Source organism: Brucella pseudogrignonensis, from assembly GCF_002252525.1.
GTDB classification, from domain to species: domain Bacteria; phylum Pseudomonadota; class Alphaproteobacteria; order Rhizobiales; family Rhizobiaceae; genus Brucella; species Brucella pseudogrignonensis.
The window spans coordinates 22,950-42,317 of the sequence record NZ_NNRM01000046.1 but is presented as its reverse complement, the minus strand read 5'-3'; the positions used below and the strand labels follow the sequence as shown (position 1 = coordinate 42,317).

Here is a 19,368-nt window from a genome sequence, read left to right as displayed (position 1 = left end):
TTGCTGCAGAATTTCTGGGTCCGCTTTTCTGGAGTTCCCTATGAGCAAGTCCCAATCCGCCAAAGTCGTTAAGGCCAGCATCCTTGATGCGCGCATCCTCCTTCCCGCCATTGGTGACGCTTTTCGCAAGCTTAATCCCAAAAGCCTTGCACGCAATCCGGTGATGTTCGTGGTGGCTGTGGTCTCCATGCTTACAACTGTTCTTCTGTTGAAGGATGTTGCGACCAGCGGAGCCGATATCGGCTTTTCGTTCCAGATCGTGCTGTGGCTCTGGTTCACGGTACTGTTTGCCAATTTTGCCGAAGCTGTTGCCGAAGGTCGTGGCAAGGCACAGGCGGAATCCCTGCGCCGCACCCGCACGGAAACCCAGGCCAAACTGCTTCGTGATATAGGCCAGAAAGACTTTACGACCGTACCTGGCACAAGCCTCAAGGTCGGCGATATGGTGATCGTTGAAGCAGGCGATATCATTCCATCCGACGGCGAAGTCATCGAAGGTGTGGCTTCCGTCAACGAAGCAGCCATCACAGGTGAATCCGCTCCGGTCATTCGTGAATCGGGCGGCGACCGCTCTGCTGTCACCGGCGGTACGCAGGTTCTGTCTGACTGGATCAAGGTCCGCATCACAGCGGCTCAGGGCTCGACTTTCATCGACAAAATGATCAGCCTTGTCGAAGGGGCTGAACGCCAGAAGACGCCAAATGAAATCGCGCTCAACATTCTGCTTGCAGGCATGACGCTGATCTTCGTTCTGGCTGTGGTGACAATTCCGAGCTTTGCCTCCTATGCGGGCGGTTATATTCCCGTCATCGTGCTGGTTGCCCTTTTCGTCACCCTGATCCCGACCACAATCGGCGCACTTTTGTCGGCAATCGGCATCGCCGGCATGGACCGTCTGGTGCGCTTCAATGTGCTTGCGATGTCTGGCCGTGCGGTGGAAGCTGCCGGTGACGTTGACACGCTTTTGCTCGACAAGACCGGCACAATCACGCTCGGCAATCGTCAGGCCACAGCCTTCATGCCGGTTAGCGGCGTGAATGAACTGGCCCTTGCCGATGCCGCACAATTGGCCTCGCTTGCCGACGAAACGCCAGAAGGCCGCTCCATCGTCGTTCTTGCCAAGGAAAAATACGACATGCGCGGCCGCGATATGCAGAGCCTGAATGCGATCTTCGTGCCTTTCACGGCGCAAAGCCGGATGAGCGGTGTCGATGTTGACGGGTCGTCGATCCGCAAGGGCGCGGTTGATGCCGTGCTCAAACATGCAACATCGGATGAAAAGACCGTTCATGAATTGCAAGCCATTGCCGACACAATCGCCAAAACCGGCGGAACGCCTTTGGCAGTCAGCAAGGATGGACGCCTGCTTGGCGTCATTCACCTCAAGGATATCGTCAAGGGCGGCATCCGCGAGCGTTTCACTGAATTGCGCCGCATGGGTATCCGCACAGTGATGATTACTGGCGACAATCCGATGACGGCGGCGGCGATTGCTGCAGAAGCAGGCGTCGATGATTTTCTGGCGCAGGCAACGCCAGAAAACAAGCTTGAGCTTATCCGGCAGGAACAGGCCAAGGGCAAGCTTGTGGCGATGTGCGGCGACGGCACCAATGACGCGCCAGCCCTGGCGCAGGCCGATGTCGGCGTTGCCATGAATACGGGTACGGTTGCCGCACGCGAGGCCGGGAATATGGTCGATCTCGATAGCGATCCAACCAAGCTCATCGAGATTGTTGAGATCGGCAAGCAATTGCTGATGACGCGCGGCGCACTCACAACTTTCTCGATTGCCAATGACATTGCCAAGTACTTTGCAATCATTCCCGCGATGTTTCTCGCCTTTTATCCGCAGCTTGGCGCGCTCAACATCATGGGGCTTGCAACCCCACAAAGCGCGATCCTCTCGGCGATCATCTTCAACGCACTCATCATTGTCGCGCTGATCCCGCTTTCGCTGAAGGGCGTTGCTTATAAGCCTGTCGGCGCAGGCGCACTGCTGTCGCGCAATCTTCTGATCTACGGCCTCGGCGGCGTCATTGTTCCGTTCATCGGCATCAAGGTCATTGATATGGCCATCGTCGCCCTCGGCCTGGTTTAAGGAACAAGAAAATGTTGAAACAACTGCGTCCAGCACTCGTCATGATCGTTGCTCTTACTGTCATCACAGGGCTGATTTATCCGCTTGGCATGACCGGGCTTGCGCAAGCCATCTTTCCGCAACAGGCCAATGGCAGCCTCATCGAAAAGGATGGCAAGGTGATAGGTTCTGAACTGATCGGCCAGAAATTTGCAGGCGACCGCTATTTCCATGGCCGCCCTTCTGCGGCTGGCAAAGAAGGTTATGATGCTGCAAGCTCGGGTGGCTTCAATCTTGGGCCAACCAATCCGGCACTGATTGCACGCATCAAAGCCGATGCCGACGCATTGCGGCTGGGTACACCCAATGCCGAAGTGCCGATTGATCTCGTCACAACATCGGCAAGCGGGCTTGATCCGCATATCTCACCACAAGCTGCTCTTTTTCAGGTGCCTCGCGTTGCCAAAGCGCGCGGGCTTGATGAAGCGAGCCTTCGCGGCATCGTCGAACAGCAGATCGAGCAGCGCGAGCTTGGTTTCCTTGGTGAGCCCGTGGTCAATGTGCTCAAGCTTAATCTTGTTCTGGACAGAACCGGGATTAACTAGAGTAGATCAAAGCATTTCCAGCAAAAGTGCATCGCGGTTTTGTGGTGGATAATGCGTGAAAACAAAGAAATAGAGCGGTTTCAACGATTCTGCTAAAAATGAAACCGCTCTACCGGCGGGCTTGCCCGCTGCCTTCTCATTTTGAGGAACAACGCTTGGTATCGGACGATCTTCGCCTTGGCGATATGAGGCCTTCCCCCGATGCGCTGCTTGAACAGGCAGAGCGCGAAACGCGCGGCCGTCTCAAGATATTTCTGGGAGCAGCACCCGGCGTCGGCAAGACCTATGAAATGCTGATGTCGGGACGTGCGCGCAAAGCGGACGGCGTTGATGTGGTGATCGGCATTGTCGAGACGCATGGGCGACAGGAAACGGAAGCGCTTGTCGATGGGCTTGAGATCATCGACCGCAAGCCGGTGTCCTATCATGGCCACCAGCTCGATGAGATGGATATCGATGCCATCCTAAAAAGGCAGCCGCAACTGGTTCTGGTGGATGAGCTGGCCCACACCAATGCACCGGGCAGCCGTCATCCCAAGCGCTATCAGGATGTCGAGGAAATTCTGGCGCGCGGGATCGATGTTTATACCACGCTCAATATTCAGCATGTCGAAAGCCTCAATGATGTGGTGGCGCAGATTACCCGCATCCGCGTACGCGAAACCGTGCCCGACAGTATTATCGACCGGGCCGATGATATCGAGCTGATTGATCTCACACCGGACGATCTCATCAAGCGGCTTGACCAGGGCAAGATCTATCTGCCGAAAACCGCCAAGCGTGCGATCCGCAACTATTTTTCTCCCGGCAATCTGACTGCCCTGCGCGAACTTGCACTTCGCCGCACCGCGCAGCGGGTTGACGAACAATTGCTGACCCATATGCGGGCACATGCCATTGAAGGGCCATGGGCTGCGGGTGATCGTGTTCTGGTTGCCATCGACCAGCGCACAAGCAGTGCTTCATTGGTGCGCTATGCGCGGCGGCTTGCCGATCGGATGCGGGCGCCCTGGGCTGCAATTCACATTGAAACGCCGCGTTCGGCTAATCTGTCCGATGAAGCAAAAGACCGGATTTCGGCAACCATGCGCCTGGCCGAAAGGCTTGGCGGCGAAACCGTGATTATTCCCGGCCAGAATATTGCCGAAGATTTGGTGCGTTACGCCTCAACCCATAATTACACGCATATCGTTGCCGGAAAATCGGCAAAATCGCGCTGGCGCGAGGCAATCGAAGGCTCTGTCGGGCATGATCTTATCCGTCATTCAGGCGCGATCGATGTTCATATCACCTCGACTGCCGACCGCGACAAAGCGGGGACGATGCGTGGTGTCAAAACCGCAAGTCAACCGAGCGCCTTCAACATCAAGCCTTATCTCGCCGCCTCACTGGTCACGGCCTGCGCGCTTGGTGTCGGGCTTCTGCTCGACCAGTTTTTGGATGTGCGAAGCATCGCTCTGGTTTTCGTTGTAGGCGTTCTTGGCGTTGCGGTCACGCTCGGTCTTTGGCCAGCGCTGTTCGTGTCGGTGTTAAGCGCATTTGCCTATAACTTCTTCTTCCTCTCGCCGCTCTACACGCTGTCTATCGCAGACCCAGAAAGCGTGGTGGCGCTTTCGTTCTTTCTGCTTGTCAGCTTTGTCGCCAGTAATCTGGCAAGCCGCGTGCAGCGTCAGGCAGCAGCGGCACGGCAGCGCGCAAACATGACTGAGGATCTTTATCTTTTCAGCAAGAAGCTGGCGGGAACTGGTTCGCTCGATGATGTGCTCTGGGCAACCGCCTTTCAGATCGCCTCGATGCTGAAAGTGCGCGTTGTCATCCTGCTTCCCGAAGGTGAAAGCATTGCGGTTCGCGCGGGCTACCCGCCCGATGACAGTCTTGTCGATGCCGATATTGCTGCAGCTCACTGGGCTTGGGAACATGAACTGCCAGCCGGTCGGGGTGCGGATACGCTGCCTGGCGCCAAGCGGCTTTATCTGCCGCTCAAGACAGCGCGCACGTCTGTCGGCGTGATCGGGCTCGATAATGATCGGCAGGGGCCAATCCTGACACCCGAACAGCAGAGACTTTTTGAAGCGCTCAGTGATCAGGCAGCCATTGCCATCGAGCGTGTGCAGCTTGTGGGCGATGTTGAACGCGCCAAGCTTGCCGCAGAGGCAGACAAGCTCCGCTCGGCGCTTCTCACCTCCATATCGCACGATCTTAAAACACCACTTGCGGGCATCATGGGGGCCGCCACCACATTGCGCGACTATTCCGTTTCGCTGCCCGAAGGCGACCGCACCGAATTGCTATCGACCATTGTCGAGCAATCCGAACGGCTGAACCGCTTCATCGCCAATCTGCTTGATATGACACGCATTGAATCAGGTGCCATGGAACCCAATCTGTCGCTACATTATCTCGGCGATATTGTGGGAGCAGCGCTGCATCGCGCGGTCAAGATTCTCGCGCATCACAAGCTTCAGGTGGCGGTCGCAGCCGATCTTCCCATGCTGCGGCTTGATGCGGTCTTGTTTGAGCAGGTATTGTTCAATCTTCTCGATAATGCCGCAAAATATGCGCCGCAGGGATCAGAAATCGTGCTTGAAGCGCATGTCGAGCGTGGTCATGTGGTGCTTGAAATCAGTGATCATGGTCCCGGTATTCCCGATATCGATCTTGAACGGGTTTTCGATACATTCTATCGCGTTCGCAAGGGTGATCACGTACAGGCAGGAACGGGCTTGGGCCTTTCCATTGCCCGCGGCTTCACAGAAGCAATGGGTGGAACTATTCGGGCCGGAAACAGGGTTGAGGGTTCCGGCGCCCGTTTTACGATAACCATACCGCTGCCGGTTCAAGAGATAGACAGGAACTCATGAACGATCCAAAGCCGAAAATTCTGGTCGTCGATGACGAGCCACCAATTCGCAAATTACTGCGGGTGGGGCTTACGACCGAAGGTTATACGATCATTGAAGCGGCCAATGCGCGCGAAGCAGACCTGTTGCTTGAGAGCGAAAAGCCCGATCTTGTTCTGCTCGACCTTGGCTTGCCCGATACGGACGGCCACGAACTTCTGCGTCTGTGGCGCGAACGGGGACTGACACTGCCAGTCCTCATCCTTTCAAGCCGTACCGATGAGGCAGGCATTGTGCGCGCACTTGAAACAGGTGCGGACGATTATGTAGCCAAGCCTTTTGGCATGAAGGAACTGGCTGCACGGACGCGGGTGGCGCTGCGCCATAAACTGCACCAGCAGGGCGAGAAACCGGTTTTTCAGAGCGGTGGTTTATCGGTCGATCTGGTCAGGCGCATCGTGAAGCTTGATGATGCGGAGATAAAGCTCTCGCCCAAGGAATATGAAATCCTGCGTCTGCTTGTGCAGCACGCCGGCAAGGTGCTGACGCATCAATATATTCTGAGCCATGTGTGGGGACCGGCGGCCGATGTGCAATATCTGCGCATCTATGTCCGCCAGCTGCGCCAGAAAATCGAGAAATCTCCTGATCAGCCGCATTATATTCTGACGGAAACAGGCGTCGGCTATCGCCTGCGCGAAGCCGACGCAATCACTGCATGATTAGGCCTGGATTTTCGATACCTTGGACTTTTTAAGCGTCTTGCCGTGATTGGCAATCCAGTCCATTGCGGCCAGAAGCACGCCGGAAATCACAAAAACCAGATGAATGACGACCATCCATTTGATGTGATCAGCGGAGTATTTGGCGACATCCATAAACACTTTGAGAAGATGAATACCGGAAATCGCCACGATGGAGGCGACGAGCTTGAGCTTCAGCGCCGAGAAATCGACTTCACCCTGCCAATCAGGACGATCCTTGTGATCAGCGAGATCCATGCGGCTGACGAAGTTTTCGTAGCCTGCAAAGATCACGATCATCAGAAGATTGGCAGCAAGGCTGAGATCGATCAGCGCCAGCACGCCCAGAACCGCATCATTGACCGTCATTGACGGGACGATCATGGCAAAGCGCCACAGCTCAACGATGAAAACCCACACCAGAATGACCAGCGCCATAGCAAGGCCAATATACATGGGTGCCATCAGCCAGCGACTGGCGAAAAGGCTGCGTTCGATCAGTCGTTCCACGGCGTACTCCTAAAGCGTGACATATTATATCTGGTCCATGCGACACGCTTTAAGTCTCTATTTTCAAGCATGTCATTATCCCAAAACCGGTTCCCACTTTTGGGTGACATGCTTTAGAATTGGCAGGAGACGCAATTATCACGCGGATGTGACCGCAGCAAGTCGGTTAACAAAGCTGCACACATCAGTTCAGAAATGGTGACGACTGAAATTTCACCACTTCACATTCAAACCGATATTACCTTCCCAGATACGGCTGCGCTCACCACCAAGATTAGTGGTGTAATCGGCAGTCGCATAAAGGCTGGCCTTTTCGGTTATATCGAGGGTCAGACCGCCGCCAACCTCCAGCGAAGTGCCTTTCAGGTCGGTAACAATCGGATCGGTCGCAAAGCGCACAGTCTGATCGGAGGAAAAATTCTGCCACAGATTGGCTTTCAGATATGGACGCAGCTTACCGATAGATGTGTCCTCGGCACCTTGCAGTCGCATACCGATGCGCCCCGTCCAGGCATTATCGGAATCGAAGGAAATCGAAGAGTACCGGTCCGCCTGATCATCCAGCGAAAGGCTCTGCCAGATAAGCTGCGCCTGTGGCTCCAATGTCCAGCTTTCGCTTAGCGCAATCGGATAGCCACCTTCCAGCGAAGCCGTAACACCATGGCCATCGACATCGATGCCCTGCCCTTCATTGGAATTGGCATCGCCGCCATACCATGTGCCCATCAGCACGGCATCGAGATACCAGCCTTGCGGGCCGATATGTGTCCAGTAGCCGCCGAAGCTGGTGCCGGTCACTTCAAGATCGCCGACGGCCAGATCATTCCAGCCCAAGGCCTGGCCCGTAATATCACCCGTTACCCGCGCATAGCCAAAGAAGAGGCCAAAGCGGTCGGAATGGCCGCTCTCCGTTTCGCGGCCCCACAGGTCCTGACCTGCCTGAATGCCAAAGAGTCTGCCATCAAGGCCCGGCGCAACCGTGCCGCGCCACTTCATATCAATGTCCTGACCGAACAGACGAGCCCAGGTCGCAGGCAGATAGCCGCCGCTTTTCAGGAGATCCTGCTCGCCACGACGCTCGTGGAATGTGCCGAGTGTGGTCAATGCCAGATGATGCGCGACAGGCGGCAAAGCCGAATAGACCGGCACCTCGACACGATAAAGCGGAACGACATCGCCCTCGACGCGCGTGGCACCCGGTGATGGGGGAACAGCACCTTCAAAGCCTATTTGCGGGATTGCAGATTGTCCGCTGGAACTGGCGGGCGGATTGGCCGCTTCTGCGGCTGGCGGTGCAGGTGGCGCTTCAGGCTCAGGCGAATTTTCCGTCACAGGAGAAGAGGTATCTTCCGGATCGGGATCGTTCGGATCGACCGGCAGGGTCGCCGGCGGCTGCTCCAAAGCTGGCGGCGGAGCCGTATTTTCCGGCGCTTCCGGTGTCAGATTCTGGTCGGGAACCACAGGCGCAGGCTGACTGCCGCTGACCAGCGTCGAACGCAGATACCAGTTTTCATTCGTATTGGCAGACACGCCGCCTCTGAAGAGGAAATACTCGTAAGCACCAGCTGCAACGCGGCCATTAAGCGCGAAGGCACCGTTTGTGGTCGTGGCACCGTTGAGCGCCTGCACAACCATAATGCCATCTGAAACGGTCGAAGCGCCCGCCCCGCCCACATTATTGACAACAATACCGGTCGAGCCGGACGCATTTCCCGTATCGATGACCAGCTTGCCTGATGGTGAAGCATCCGCGCCAAGCACAGTATCGACGAAGAGAAGACCGTTCTGGCCGGTATAGTTGCCCTTGATCGTAAATGTGTCGCTCGTGCTTGAGCCACCATTGGTCAGATCGATACGACCGGCATTGACGACAGAAGCGAGCTGGCTGGCCGAAAAGGCATTGATGCCACTTTGTGCCGAACCGCCATAGATCGTGCTGCTGGCATCGACATTCAGCGTTCCGGTGCCTGTCCCGGCGTCGCCAAGCGTCAGGGTCGTGTCAAAAGTCAGCCGCGTATCATTGGTGAGGTTGATCGTCTCCCAACTGTCAAAGCGGGCAACCTTGCCGGTTTTGACATTGTTGAAAGTCAGTGCATCAACGCCCTCGCCGCCTGTCAGGCGCTTGGTCGCGCCGATATTGGCGTCTGTCAGATTGGTGAGAACCGCAGTATCGTTGTCGGCCCCCAGATCAATATTTCCATAGACGATCCCGCCGCCATTCCAGTTAAACTGATCATTGCCGAAGCTCAGAAGAATATCGCCCGCAACCGTACCACCGGTAATCGTCACGCTATCGGTGCCGCCGCTGACGCTGATATTGCCGCCGATCATGCCATTGGAGAGGATGATCGTATCATCACCGAAACCGGCCACCAGATTGCGATCGATGGTGCCGCCGGACATATTGAAGTAATTGTTGTCGAGCTTCATGTTGACGCGACCGATACGGCCGTCGGTCATGACGGCGTAATCGCCATCGTCGAAGGCATCGACAATCCGGCCCCCCGACATAAAGAACGTATCAAGCGCATCACCCTGATTGAGTGATCCGATCTCGCCGCCCGTCATGCGGAAATCATCAATGCCGCTGCCCTGCTGGATATTGCCGGTGACGGTGCCGCCCGAAATGACGAATGCATCCGCTCCGTAACCCTGAACCACATTGCCTGCAATCGTGCCTGAATGAACTTCGATCCGGTCCGTGCCTGCGCCGAAGGTCACGTTGCCGTTGACTGTACCCGTTCCGCCTGCAGGCAACAGCAAAGTGTTATTGCCATTTATATCGGTCAGCCCGGTCGCAGATGTGCCGCTATCGCAAATATAGGTATCGTCGCCAAGTGTGGGAGAAAATGAACAGGCCGCCAAGGCCGGGTCTGCTTTCAGTATAAAACTACTGATTGTAATAATGGCTGTACTTGAAAGAAACGTTACAAAGGCAGGACCAATTACGCGATGCTTCATTATCCCTCTCCATTTTGCAGCCAGCGGCAGCAAAATAATAATGAGGTATTTTATATATTAGGCAAGGCGGTTATTTGAACATAATTAAGGAAATATTCTCGCTATAATTTGTTGCTATTTCAATATTTTAAGAGGAATAGACGCAAATCACGCTGTTAAATCAGACATATTAGTAGTAAATAGAATAGGCAAAGTAAGACTGTTTATTCATCTATTCCGATGTCACAAAACTTGCATAACCATCGCCAAGAGTCTTGCTGATAAAGCGCGAATATTGGTCATAGGCCTGATCAGCAGCTGTGACCCGCCCAAAGACTGGCGTTTCAAAAACCTTCATCGGTATAAGCACCAAAGGCACCGATACAGGTGTCAGTTGCGCGCCCTGCCCTGCTCGCAATGTCGTGAGAATGCCGTACATTTCACCTGCGATGCTTGGGCGCGACAGAACCGCCATCCGGTATTGGCCAGACGTATTGGTTACAAGATAAACATGGCCTGAGAGGTGCGGAACAGAAACACGTCCATGCTGCGAAAAAGACGTATCGGTGCGCTCGCGCTCTTCAAACTTCAGATGGGTATTTTCGGCATCCCAGCTGATATCTGTACAATAAGCGAAAATATCGGATCGATTGCCGAAGGAAGGACGAAGCGTGAGGAAGGTCCCTTCAAGCCATGAGACGGCAGCACGCGAATAAGCACCCAGTTCTTCTGCGGCATGTCCATGCGGTGCGGCTGGCTTTGGCTTCTCCGTTTCCAGCTGATCGCGCAATTCAAATCCCATGGCCTGCTCAAGCCGGATTATGGTGGCAAGCGTGAAAGGTCGATGTCCTGACAATGCTTTTTCAAGCGTCGATAGGCTGATGCGCGCCTCATCCGCCAGATGCTGACGGGAAATTCTGCGCCGCGCGATCTCCTCACGCACACGTTCAGCGACACGGCTATTCATCTGATCGGGCAAAACCGCATCTTGCTGAGACATGAGAACTTCCTGAATCCGTACTTCTCTTCACAATTCCACACATAAGCGGAACCGGCAAGGTGGCTTGCGGCAAAGTCCGGATAAAACTTGGGAAAGCTTACGCTGGCACTAAAACACCGCTCTGGCAAAAATTGTCTCCAGTTATCCGATAGATACAGGAGCGCATCATGTCGCCTGCCATCAGACACTCTCATCGCAGCGGAAGGGCAATCAGCCTCTCGCAGTTCTGCAAACTCATCTGGTTTGTGAACATGCTGATACTGCCAATTCTTGCTGTTGTTCTTTCGCTTCTCAACGTGGCTTCGGCCCGTGCTGAGACGCCGGCCTATCTGACGCCGAATGCAGTACAAAGCGGAAGCCTTCTGCTGCAAGGCAGCAAAGAAGGTCAGTATGTCGAGGCTCCACGCATCAGCACTGATTACAATATCGATGTCAGCGGCCCAACCGCCCGCGCCCGCCTAAGCCAGATTTTTGAAAATCCGACCAATGGCTGGGTTGAAGGGCTCTATGTTTTCCCGCTGCCAGAAGACAGCGCGGTCTATTCCCTGAAAATGATTGTGGGTGACCGGGTTATCGTTGCCGACATCAAGGAAAAGCAGGCCGCACGCGAAATCTACGAGAAAGCCAAGAGCGAAGGCAAGAAGGCTGCGCTCATCGAGCAGCAGCGGCCAAACATCTTCACCAATGCTGTCGCCAATCTGGGTCCGCGCGAGAAAGTCGTCATCCAGATCGAATATCAGCAGGCTGTGCGTCTCAGCGACAATCGCTTTTCTCTGCGCCTGCCGCTTGTTGTGGCGCCGCGTTATAATCCTGAAAATAGCGATCCGATCGAACAAAGCGCTGATCTTTCCGCTGGTTGGGGACAGCCTAAAACGCGACCAGCGCCCGGCCCGGACAACAGCGCAATTGAAACACCTCTCATCATACCCGGTGAGGAGCGTATCAATCCGGTAACGATCACGGTCGATCTCAAACCCGGTTTTCCCGCAACCGATATCAAGAGCCTTTATCATCCTGTGCGAATTGACCGACAGAACGAGCAGACAGCCAAAATCGTTCTCGATGGAAAAGCCACAGCGGATCGTGACTTCGTCCTTGAATGGCAAGCAGCCCAAACGGATATGCCGAATGTCGGGCTGTTTCGTGAACGGGTCGGCAATGAGGACTATGTGCTTGCCTATGTGACCCCTAAGCTTGCCAAAACCAATGCATCGCAATCGCGTGAGATCGTCTTCGTCATCGATAATTCAGGTTCAATGGGTGGCACATCGATGACACAGGCCAAAGCCAGTCTCGATTATGGCCTCTCGCATCTTAATCCCGGCGACCGTTTCAATGTCATTCGCTTTGACGACACGCTGACCAAATTCTTTGAGGATTCCGTCGATGCCACACAGCAGAATATCAATGATGCCCGCCAGTATGTTGCCAGCCTCGAAGCTGTCGGCGGAACAGAAATGCTGCCCGCACTGCACGCGGCTCTTGATGACAGCCACCAGAAAGATGGTTTGCGCCAGATCGTGTTCCTGACTGATGGCGAAATCAGCAACGAACAGCAGATGTTCGATGTCATCGCTTCGCGCCGTGACCGCTCGCGCCTCTTCATGGTCGGCATCGGTTCAGCACCCAATACTTACCTGATGAGCAAGGCATCGGAACTTGGTCGCGGCACCTTCACACATATCGGTTCTTCTGAAGAGCTGGAACAGCGTATGCGTGAACTCTTCGATAAGCTGCAGAATCCTGCTGTCACCGATCTAAAGGTCAATTTCTCACAGGAAGGCGCCAATCTGGCACCCGGCATTGTACCGGATATCTATCATGGCGAACCGTTGGTGATTGCTGCCCGTACAAAAAATGCAACTGGCACCATTACAGTTCAAGGTACAGTTGGAAGCCGTCCCTGGACGATCACCCTGTCACTTGATGCAGCAAGCCCCGCGGAAGGCATTTCGAAAATTTGGGCTCGTCGCAAAATCGATGATGCGGAAGTGGACATGAAGCTCGGCAAGATTTCAGTCTTGGCAGCCGACACGCGTATCCTCAATCTGGCATTGGAACACCATCTGGTGACACGTCTCACAAGTCTTGTCGCTGTCGATCAGACGCCAGCACGTCCTGCAAACACACCCCTCACCCGTGCTGATATTCCTTTGGAACTTCCTGTCGGATGGGATTTCGAGACTTTGTTTGGCATTCGTGCAGAACGCAGCGTGCTTGACCATGCAGATGCCGGGCAGGACCAGATCAAGGTTCGCACTCAGGAGCGTGTCAATATGCCGAGCGTTCCGGCACCTGCAACGCCTCTGCCGCAAACTGCAACACCGGCAACACTTAATATGCTGCAAGGTCTGGGCGTTCTTTTCATCGGTTTCCTGATCTTCTGGTTCTCACGCCGCAGGGGGAATGCATGATGAGTATCTTTATCGCTCAAAATACAAAGACAAAGGAGCGCGCCTTGTTGCGCTCCCCCCTCACCCTTCTGTCTGTTGCCGTGATGGTCTGTGGTCTTGTTCTTTTTGGCCAGGGTCTTTGGATTCACGCAAAAGCATATGCAGCACAAATCCTTCTGGAGCGGGCTTTCACGCAAAGCATCGCATCAGGTGATAAAGTCAAACCGTGGAGCTGGGCCGATACCTGGCCGGTAGCCCGTATCGAAGCGCCACGACTGGCTGCATCAGCAATTGCTCTTAATGGCGCAAGCGGACAGGCTCTCGCTTTTGGTCCCGGCCATTTACAGAACACACCAAAGGCCGGTGAGACCGGAACAGCCGTCTATGCAGCACATCGCGACACACATTTTGCTTTTCTCAAAGACGTCGAGAAAGGCGATCTCATTCGCATCACCCGGGATGACGGTAAGATATTCACTTATCGCGCCACTCAGATGACCGTCACCCGCTGGGATGAAGCCCAGATCGATATTCACGCTTCCGGCTCAAACCTGATTCTAGCGACCTGTTATCCCTTTGATGCCGTTACACAAGGCCCACTTCGTTATCTCGTCTATGCCGAGTTGGTGGAGTAGCCTTGAGTGAAGAAAACTGCCTTAAGCCTTCAGAGCGTATGGAATTGAGTTTCCTGCGCTTTTTAGGTTTCATTTCGTCAAAAGCTTTGCAAACGCCTGCCTTCGAATTGCCCTCTCAGCCCTCGTTTATGCTGCCATGACCGTTTACGAAAGTTAACCCTTTGTTAAGTTTCAACGGACTGACTGTGCCTCATTCCTTCAAAAGCCTTGTTTCAGGAGGTCATCAGGATAGTTGTCGTTGTCGTTGCTGAATATGCAGGGCGCTGATCATGAGAGCTTTTACAGAAAACGCGTCTTCAGCAGCCTTTTCCGTGAGAATCCGAAGATAGCCACTTACAGAGCGAATATCGTTATAACGCTGGAGCAGATAGGCAATTGTGATAGCCGTATTCTGTCTTCCAAGCATCTTCAGAGCCATCTCATAGAGTTTGGTATCGATACCGATAAAACCTCTTACTTTCTCTGCTGTTGCGATCAAATGTTCCCAATGGCTGATAGGAGCTGATGCGTAAGCACCAATCTCTGGACATGCTCTGAGAACCAGATCGAGAGAAATAGTGGTTTCGTGCGTTTCGTAAGCGCTGTTCGTCAGTGTTGTAATCGCGCTGTTGTTCGAATTTGCAACGTCGTTATCAAAATGGGAATCTGGTTTTGATTCATTAAGCTGCCGCTCATTTTGGGATTCATTGTCGCTCAGATTTTGAACTTTTTGATTATTATTCAAAGCCTTATCAACAGAAGCATGAATATCCTGCAGTTTTGCGACCAATATAGCCAGTTCCTGCATCTCTGCACGACGAGGAATGCTGTCGACAACTGCACGGAACTCGACTTTCAGTTCATCCCAAGGACCAGGAAGCGATGCTTCGATTGCAAATTCGAGCAGCTTTGAAATGTCGCGGCGCAGCAAAGTGAGCTGTTCGCGGATCTCACGCAGAGCAGCCTTTTCGGCTTTGACTTGTTCAGCTGCAGCTTCAAACTCGGACGCACGGATAAGAAGCGGCGCGAGAGAGAAACCAAATGCAACCTTTAACTCGCCGGTTTTGCTGCGACGGGCATAGCGTTTGCCGTTCGGGCTGTCCTGACGGGTAATGATACCAGCTTCGACCAGCGCTGCGAGATGACGACGCAATGTTGCATCGGCCATACCATGCGCACGCAAGGCCAGCTGCTTGTTTGATGGAAACACGACCAAAGCGCCGGATTCGACCAGCGTATTTTCAGGATAAAATGACAGCAAGGCTGATAGTACAGCCAAAGAACGATCACTGATGCCAATGATATTCTTGCCTTCACACAGCCAACGATGAAGCTGCCACTTATCTGCGGCTGCTCCCTGAGGGATTTCTTTCGCTTTTTGATGCACTGCCAACAAGGCATGCGTCATCCGCTGACTGCCAAATGGCGTCAGGCCGAATTGAGACTCCATTTTCTTTCACCTTCCACAAGGCAAAAGAAATCCACCCGCCAAAATGACGCTAAATACACTTGACAGTGATTCGTGAATTTGCGATTCTCTAGCTGCTAAACCAATGAGAAGGGCTTCCACGCGGCGACGTTTGGGGGCCTTTTTCTTTTGCTGCTGTTTCCTCTTCGTCAAATTATGCAGATGACCACCACCTGCACTCTTCCACTTTTATACGTTACGCAGGACAGGCGAGGATAAGTTCCCTCACCCAGTACGCTTACTCACTTCTCGTCGTTGCTGAATGACGCATAAAGCGTATCCAGATTACGCGAAATCCATTCGGCAAAACGCGGTCCATTGGCTGCACCGAGCGCCAGCGTTGCTGTCTTGCCATTCTGTTTGATGGTTGCGCTGACGCTCTTGTCAGCGGCATTCCAGGTCGAACCAGTACGCGAAGCGGCCTTCGTAACCGGCTTCTTCTGGTTTGAACCTTTCAGGTAACCATAAAGCTGTTCAAAGCGCGTGCTCGACTGTGCTGCCTTGAATGCATCAGTATCCATCAGTTCACGCGCAGCATCTGCTTTGCCAGGCATCTCAATCAGCTTGCGCAGTTCAAGCCAGCGATCACGACCAATGCCTTTTGCTGGTCCGATAGCCACGAGCATCTCTTCTGAGATAGCGCGTGGAATGGTCAACATCTTCGACAATGTTTGATAATCGATAGAAAGAGCGGCCTGAATGGCTTCGCGGCTATATTGCAGTTCCTCAAGCCGAGCGGCAAACAGAACACGCTCTATGAAGCTGAGATTGGCGCGCGCAGAGTTTTCCTGACCCTGGCTCAGAATATGCTCAAGATCAGCCAATGGCTTGATGACAGCCTTGACCTTGATGCCAAGCTCACGAGCAACCTTTGCACGACGATGGCCAAAGACGATCATATAGCGACCGCTGGTCTCCGGGTGAGGGCGCACAAGAATAGGACTATCCTGTCCACGTTCGCGAACAGCTTCCAGCAGCTCGGCATATTCCTGATCATCCGCTTCAGGCAGGCGATCAGCGATGAAAGATGCATCAAGAACGGCAGGATCAAGTTCAACGATGGCTTCACCATCGAGCTTCTGAGAAGCCTGCTTGGCAAGTTCATCGATAGATGCAGACAAAGACTTTGCAGCACCAAAACGGCGCGAAACATTTTCGACCGGCGAAACGGACTTTTCTTCCGCTTCTTCGGTCTGCATTACGCTCTGAAAAATGTTCTTCCGTGCCATTATCTTATCCTTAAACCAGTCATAAGCCTGATTTTATTCCATATTTTCCGAATTAGACTGCCGTCTATCGACCCCAGGCCTCATGAATAAGCCCACGAATTTCCGAATTAACGCCTTCCAAGGCTTCCATAGCGCGATCATAAGTTCCGCGGTTCATGGAAGAGCGCTCAACTTCATACAGTGTCTGCTTGGTAAGACCCGCATCCGATATGGCGGTTGATTTCAGCATCTGATGTTTGAGCATGTGCGATGCCAACATGCTTTGCATGAAGCCAACCATCTGCGCCTGAGGAACATCGGTCGGTTCGTAGCGCGTGATCAGATAGCGGAACCAATCGAGCTGAACTGCGCCACCAGCCTGACGAACTGTCTTGAGAATATCGCCCAGCATAAGCAGGAACTGCGACATCGACATAAGATCGAGCATCTGCGGATGAACCGTGATGAGAACCGATGTGGCGGCCGAGAGAGCGGTCAGCGTCAGATAGCCAAGCTGCGGCGGGCAATCAATGACGACAACATCATAATCGGCATCCACCTCAGCAAGAGCAACCGCAATGCGGTTCCAGAAGGTTTTGCCTTCGCCACCATTCTGCATTGCAAGCGGTGTGTCATATTCATATTCCTGCAGCTCCAGCATTGCTGGGATGATGTCGAGACCAGGGAAATTGGTCTTGCGAATGATTTCGCGGATCGACTTGCGTTGTTCGTCATAGCGAACAGCTTCATAGAGCGATGGAAATTCATCAAGCTCAGGCTGAATACCGTGCAGAGCTGACAGTGACGCCTGAGGATCGAGATCGATGGCAAGCACGCGATGGCCGGTGAGGGCGAGATGCTGCGCCAAATGTGCGGCAGTCGTCGTCTTGCCGGAACCGCCTTTGAAATTCACAACGCCGATAACCTGCAATTTATCATTGCCACGGCGATGTGGAACATAGCGCTTCACTTCAGCACGACCGTTCTGATCGAGCCACTGGCGCAGTTCCTGCAGCTGTTCGATTGTATAAGCGCGACGTCCACCCGAAAGGATGATCGGCTCAACGCCCTTGCCTTCCAGATGAAGCTTCTTGAGATTGCTCGGAGATACACCAAGGAAGTAAGCAGCTTCGGCCATGGAAAACTGACGCAAGTTCTTGCGCGCATCTGGCGGGAAGTTTTCATGACGCAGCAGATTGAGCTTGCGCGAGATCTCTCGCCCTTGCGTCAATATCATGTCGTCGAACGACACTTGCTCTGCTTTATTTGCGATATTCATAGACTTGGGATCCCTAGTGACGGCACTGGAACTAATACCGTCTAAATACCGTCATTATGTCCGATTCTTATTTTGCTGCAAGGGGCGTATATTAACAAATGGTTAGCGCCCCAGGTTTGCCTGTCCTGAATCATAGTCCAGACGAATCGAAAACATCCTATCTGCCTGAATATAAAGAGAATTAAGGATAATAGACGGCAGTCTATTCAGGCTTGTGGTCTGAAATTATGAGATTCCCTCTCGCATTCAAGCAAGATTGCTGAAGAGAGTAACAATACTTGTGGGAGAATCGGTCTTCTATCTCCCTGGCAGTAAAACCTCATATTGGCTGATCCGGTGCGCTGGTCGCTCGCGTGTCGGAGAGCGGGGTAGATTCACAAAGCTGGCCGACAGACATCATTTGATTTGATAAGATATGGACGTTGCGCGTTTCAGAGTTTCTTGAACGACTGGTTCCGCTCTCAAGCTGCGCCGAGATCAGCTGTCTCTCAGATCTGCAATCGCTTCTGAAAGCTCAGCTTTAAAAGCGAGTGCTGTGCCTTGCCGACGGTTAGGAGTGGGACAGACTTGATCTTGAGACATTATATGGAAAGCAAACGTTTTGTGTGCTCGGCAAACATTACGGTGCGGCTCTATTTCTGCCGGGCGGATCGGGAAGGCTTAAGGCAGAGGTAGTCAGTCGTGAAACGGCTGCCTGATGATTAAGCGGTTGAAATCGGGATTGAGCGCTTTTCTGCGGTTAGACGTAGACATTCTTAACTAAATCGCCCTATAGTGCCTAACAGTGAGGACGTGCTGATTCAGATACTCCATCACTCATCCGGAAGAGGAAAAAGACCTCTACCGCGACCATCAGAGTCGCTAAACAATAGTCTCCTTTAGGTTTATTAAATCGACATAGTGCCATCTTTTTCAAACAGATAGAGCGCTGGTCAAATGTTCCGTTTCGTAGGCGTAACGGAACGAAAAACCGTATCTTGTCCTTTGCAACAGCTGGTGGCTTCCTGCTTACCGCAAGCTTGGGTAAGTGCTGATGAGATATAACCTTGCCCGATGGGTTCACCATAATTCATATAGGGGCTGGACGCGGGCAAAGTGATTGTATTGATAAACTGTTCTGCGAATTCAGTTCTGATTACAGCTTAGGAGACGAAAACATGTATTTCCGATTGGCGAGCTTAATGACTGCCGGTTTGATTTTCTTGACTGCGCCAGTGGCTGCCGAAACAATAAATGTGCGCGATATCACTGATGCAAAAGAGATATCAGAACGCAGCGATGAATTTGCGAAAGATCTGACCCAGCTGGGTATTGCCGCAAAGCTGAAATGCGATCTCTTAATCGGAACGCAGAACGATAACGGAAATGAAAGCTTCGGTGGTATTTGCGATATGACGCTTGCAGGTAAAAAGCCGACCTCAATCATGCTGTGCAACGATACGATGATTGGCAAGCTCACCGTCAAAGCTTTCGGCTTCAGTGAGAACAAGAACGAGCTCACAGCATTCACCAATATGAACTGCCAGCCAGGTGGCTAAGGCTGCCTGAGATATCGGCGCGAGCAACAGGCTCGCTGAAAAATGGGAACCGCCTGCGCGGAGAAATCAGTCCACTGGACTGATTTCTTAATCTCGCTACGAACCGATAACGACATGCACAAGAACAAAGAGATAGAGCGAGCGCAGCGGATA

The 19,368-nt window shown here is 53.2% G+C and carries 13 protein-coding genes; 7 read left to right on the top strand and 6 right to left on the bottom strand.

The features are described from left to right. Positions 1-40 precede the first annotated feature (40 nt). The 4 genes from kdpB (at position 41) to CEV34_RS21825 (ending at position 6,244) form a co-directional block, all read left to right on the top strand. The gene (gene kdpB, locus CEV34_RS21840; protein ID WP_094544491.1) at positions 41-2,098 is read left to right on the top strand and encodes a potassium-transporting ATPase subunit KdpB; all 2,058 of its coding nucleotides are present in this window, start codon (positions 41-43) and stop codon (positions 2,096-2,098) included. Between the two features lie 11 nt (positions 2,099-2,109). Next, a complete protein-coding gene (gene kdpC / locus CEV34_RS21835) occupies positions 2,110-2,682 on the top strand; it encodes a potassium-transporting ATPase subunit KdpC (protein WP_094544490.1) in 573 nt (190 codons plus the stop codon). Between the two features lie 185 nt (positions 2,683-2,867). After that, a complete protein-coding gene (locus CEV34_RS21830; RefSeq protein WP_235819156.1) occupies positions 2,868-5,543 on the top strand; it encodes a sensor histidine kinase in 2,676 nt (891 codons plus the stop codon). After that, on the top strand, positions 5,540-6,244 hold the full coding sequence (locus tag CEV34_RS21825; protein WP_094544488.1) for a response regulator transcription factor: 705 nt from the start codon (positions 5,540-5,542) through the stop codon (positions 6,242-6,244). The genes CEV34_RS21830 and CEV34_RS21825 overlap by 4 nt, the downstream gene beginning before the upstream one ends. Here the strand turns inward: CEV34_RS21825 and CEV34_RS21820 are convergent, their stop codons facing one another. From CEV34_RS21820 to CEV34_RS21810, 3 genes are all read right to left on the bottom strand, one after another. Continuing rightward, positions 6,245-6,775 (bottom strand): TIGR00645 family protein, encoded by a 531-nt coding sequence (locus CEV34_RS21820; protein WP_094544487.1) that lies wholly within the window; start codon positions 6,773-6,775, stop codon positions 6,245-6,247. A 213-nt stretch (positions 6,776-6,988) separates the two neighbouring features. Beyond that, on the bottom strand, positions 6,989-9,736 hold the full coding sequence (locus CEV34_RS21815) for an autotransporter family protein (protein ID WP_094544486.1): 2,748 nt from the start codon (positions 9,734-9,736) through the stop codon (positions 6,989-6,991). Between the two features lie 211 nt (positions 9,737-9,947). Beyond that, entirely contained in the window at positions 9,948-10,715 is a 768-nt protein-coding gene (locus tag CEV34_RS21810; RefSeq protein WP_094544485.1) for a helix-turn-helix domain-containing protein, read from the bottom strand. A gap of 167 nt (positions 10,716-10,882) precedes the next feature. Here CEV34_RS21810 and CEV34_RS21805 point away from each other — a divergent pair, with 167 nt between their 5' ends. Together CEV34_RS21805 and CEV34_RS21800 are read left to right on the top strand one after the other, a co-directional pair. Next, positions 10,883-13,129, top strand: a complete 2,247-nt coding sequence (locus CEV34_RS21805; RefSeq protein ID WP_094544484.1) for a marine proteobacterial sortase target protein — start codon at positions 10,883-10,885, stop codon at positions 13,127-13,129. Further along, a complete protein-coding gene (locus tag CEV34_RS21800; protein ID WP_171379796.1) occupies positions 13,129-13,743 on the top strand; it encodes a class GN sortase in 615 nt (204 codons plus the stop codon). The genes CEV34_RS21805 and CEV34_RS21800 overlap by 1 nt, the downstream gene beginning before the upstream one ends. A 223-nt stretch (positions 13,744-13,966) precedes the next feature. Here the strand turns inward: CEV34_RS21800 and repC are convergent, their stop codons facing one another. The 3 genes from repC to repA all read right to left on the bottom strand — a co-directional run bounded on the left by repC (position 13,967) and on the right by repA (position 17,677). Then, positions 13,967-15,172 (bottom strand): plasmid replication protein RepC, encoded by a 1,206-nt coding sequence (gene repC / locus CEV34_RS21795; protein WP_094544483.1) that lies wholly within the window; start codon positions 15,170-15,172, stop codon positions 13,967-13,969. A gap of 260 nt (positions 15,173-15,432) precedes the next feature. Next, positions 15,433-16,419: a plasmid partitioning protein RepB gene (gene repB / locus CEV34_RS21790; protein ID WP_007877475.1), complete on the bottom strand. Its 987-nt coding sequence runs from the start codon at positions 16,417-16,419 to the stop codon at positions 15,433-15,435. Between the two features lie 64 nt (positions 16,420-16,483). Beyond that, complete coding sequence (repA, locus tag CEV34_RS21785; RefSeq protein ID WP_007877477.1) at positions 16,484-17,677, bottom strand: plasmid partitioning protein RepA; 1,194 nt, start codon at positions 17,675-17,677, stop codon at positions 16,484-16,486. Between the two features lie 1,046 nt (positions 17,678-18,723). On the opposite strand from repA, the gene CEV34_RS21780 reads away from it, so the two are divergent. Then, positions 18,724-19,215, top strand: coding sequence for a hypothetical protein (locus tag CEV34_RS21780; RefSeq protein ID WP_235819152.1), 492 nt, complete (start codon positions 18,724-18,726; stop codon positions 19,213-19,215). The last annotated feature ends 153 nt before the right edge of the window (positions 19,216-19,368 follow it).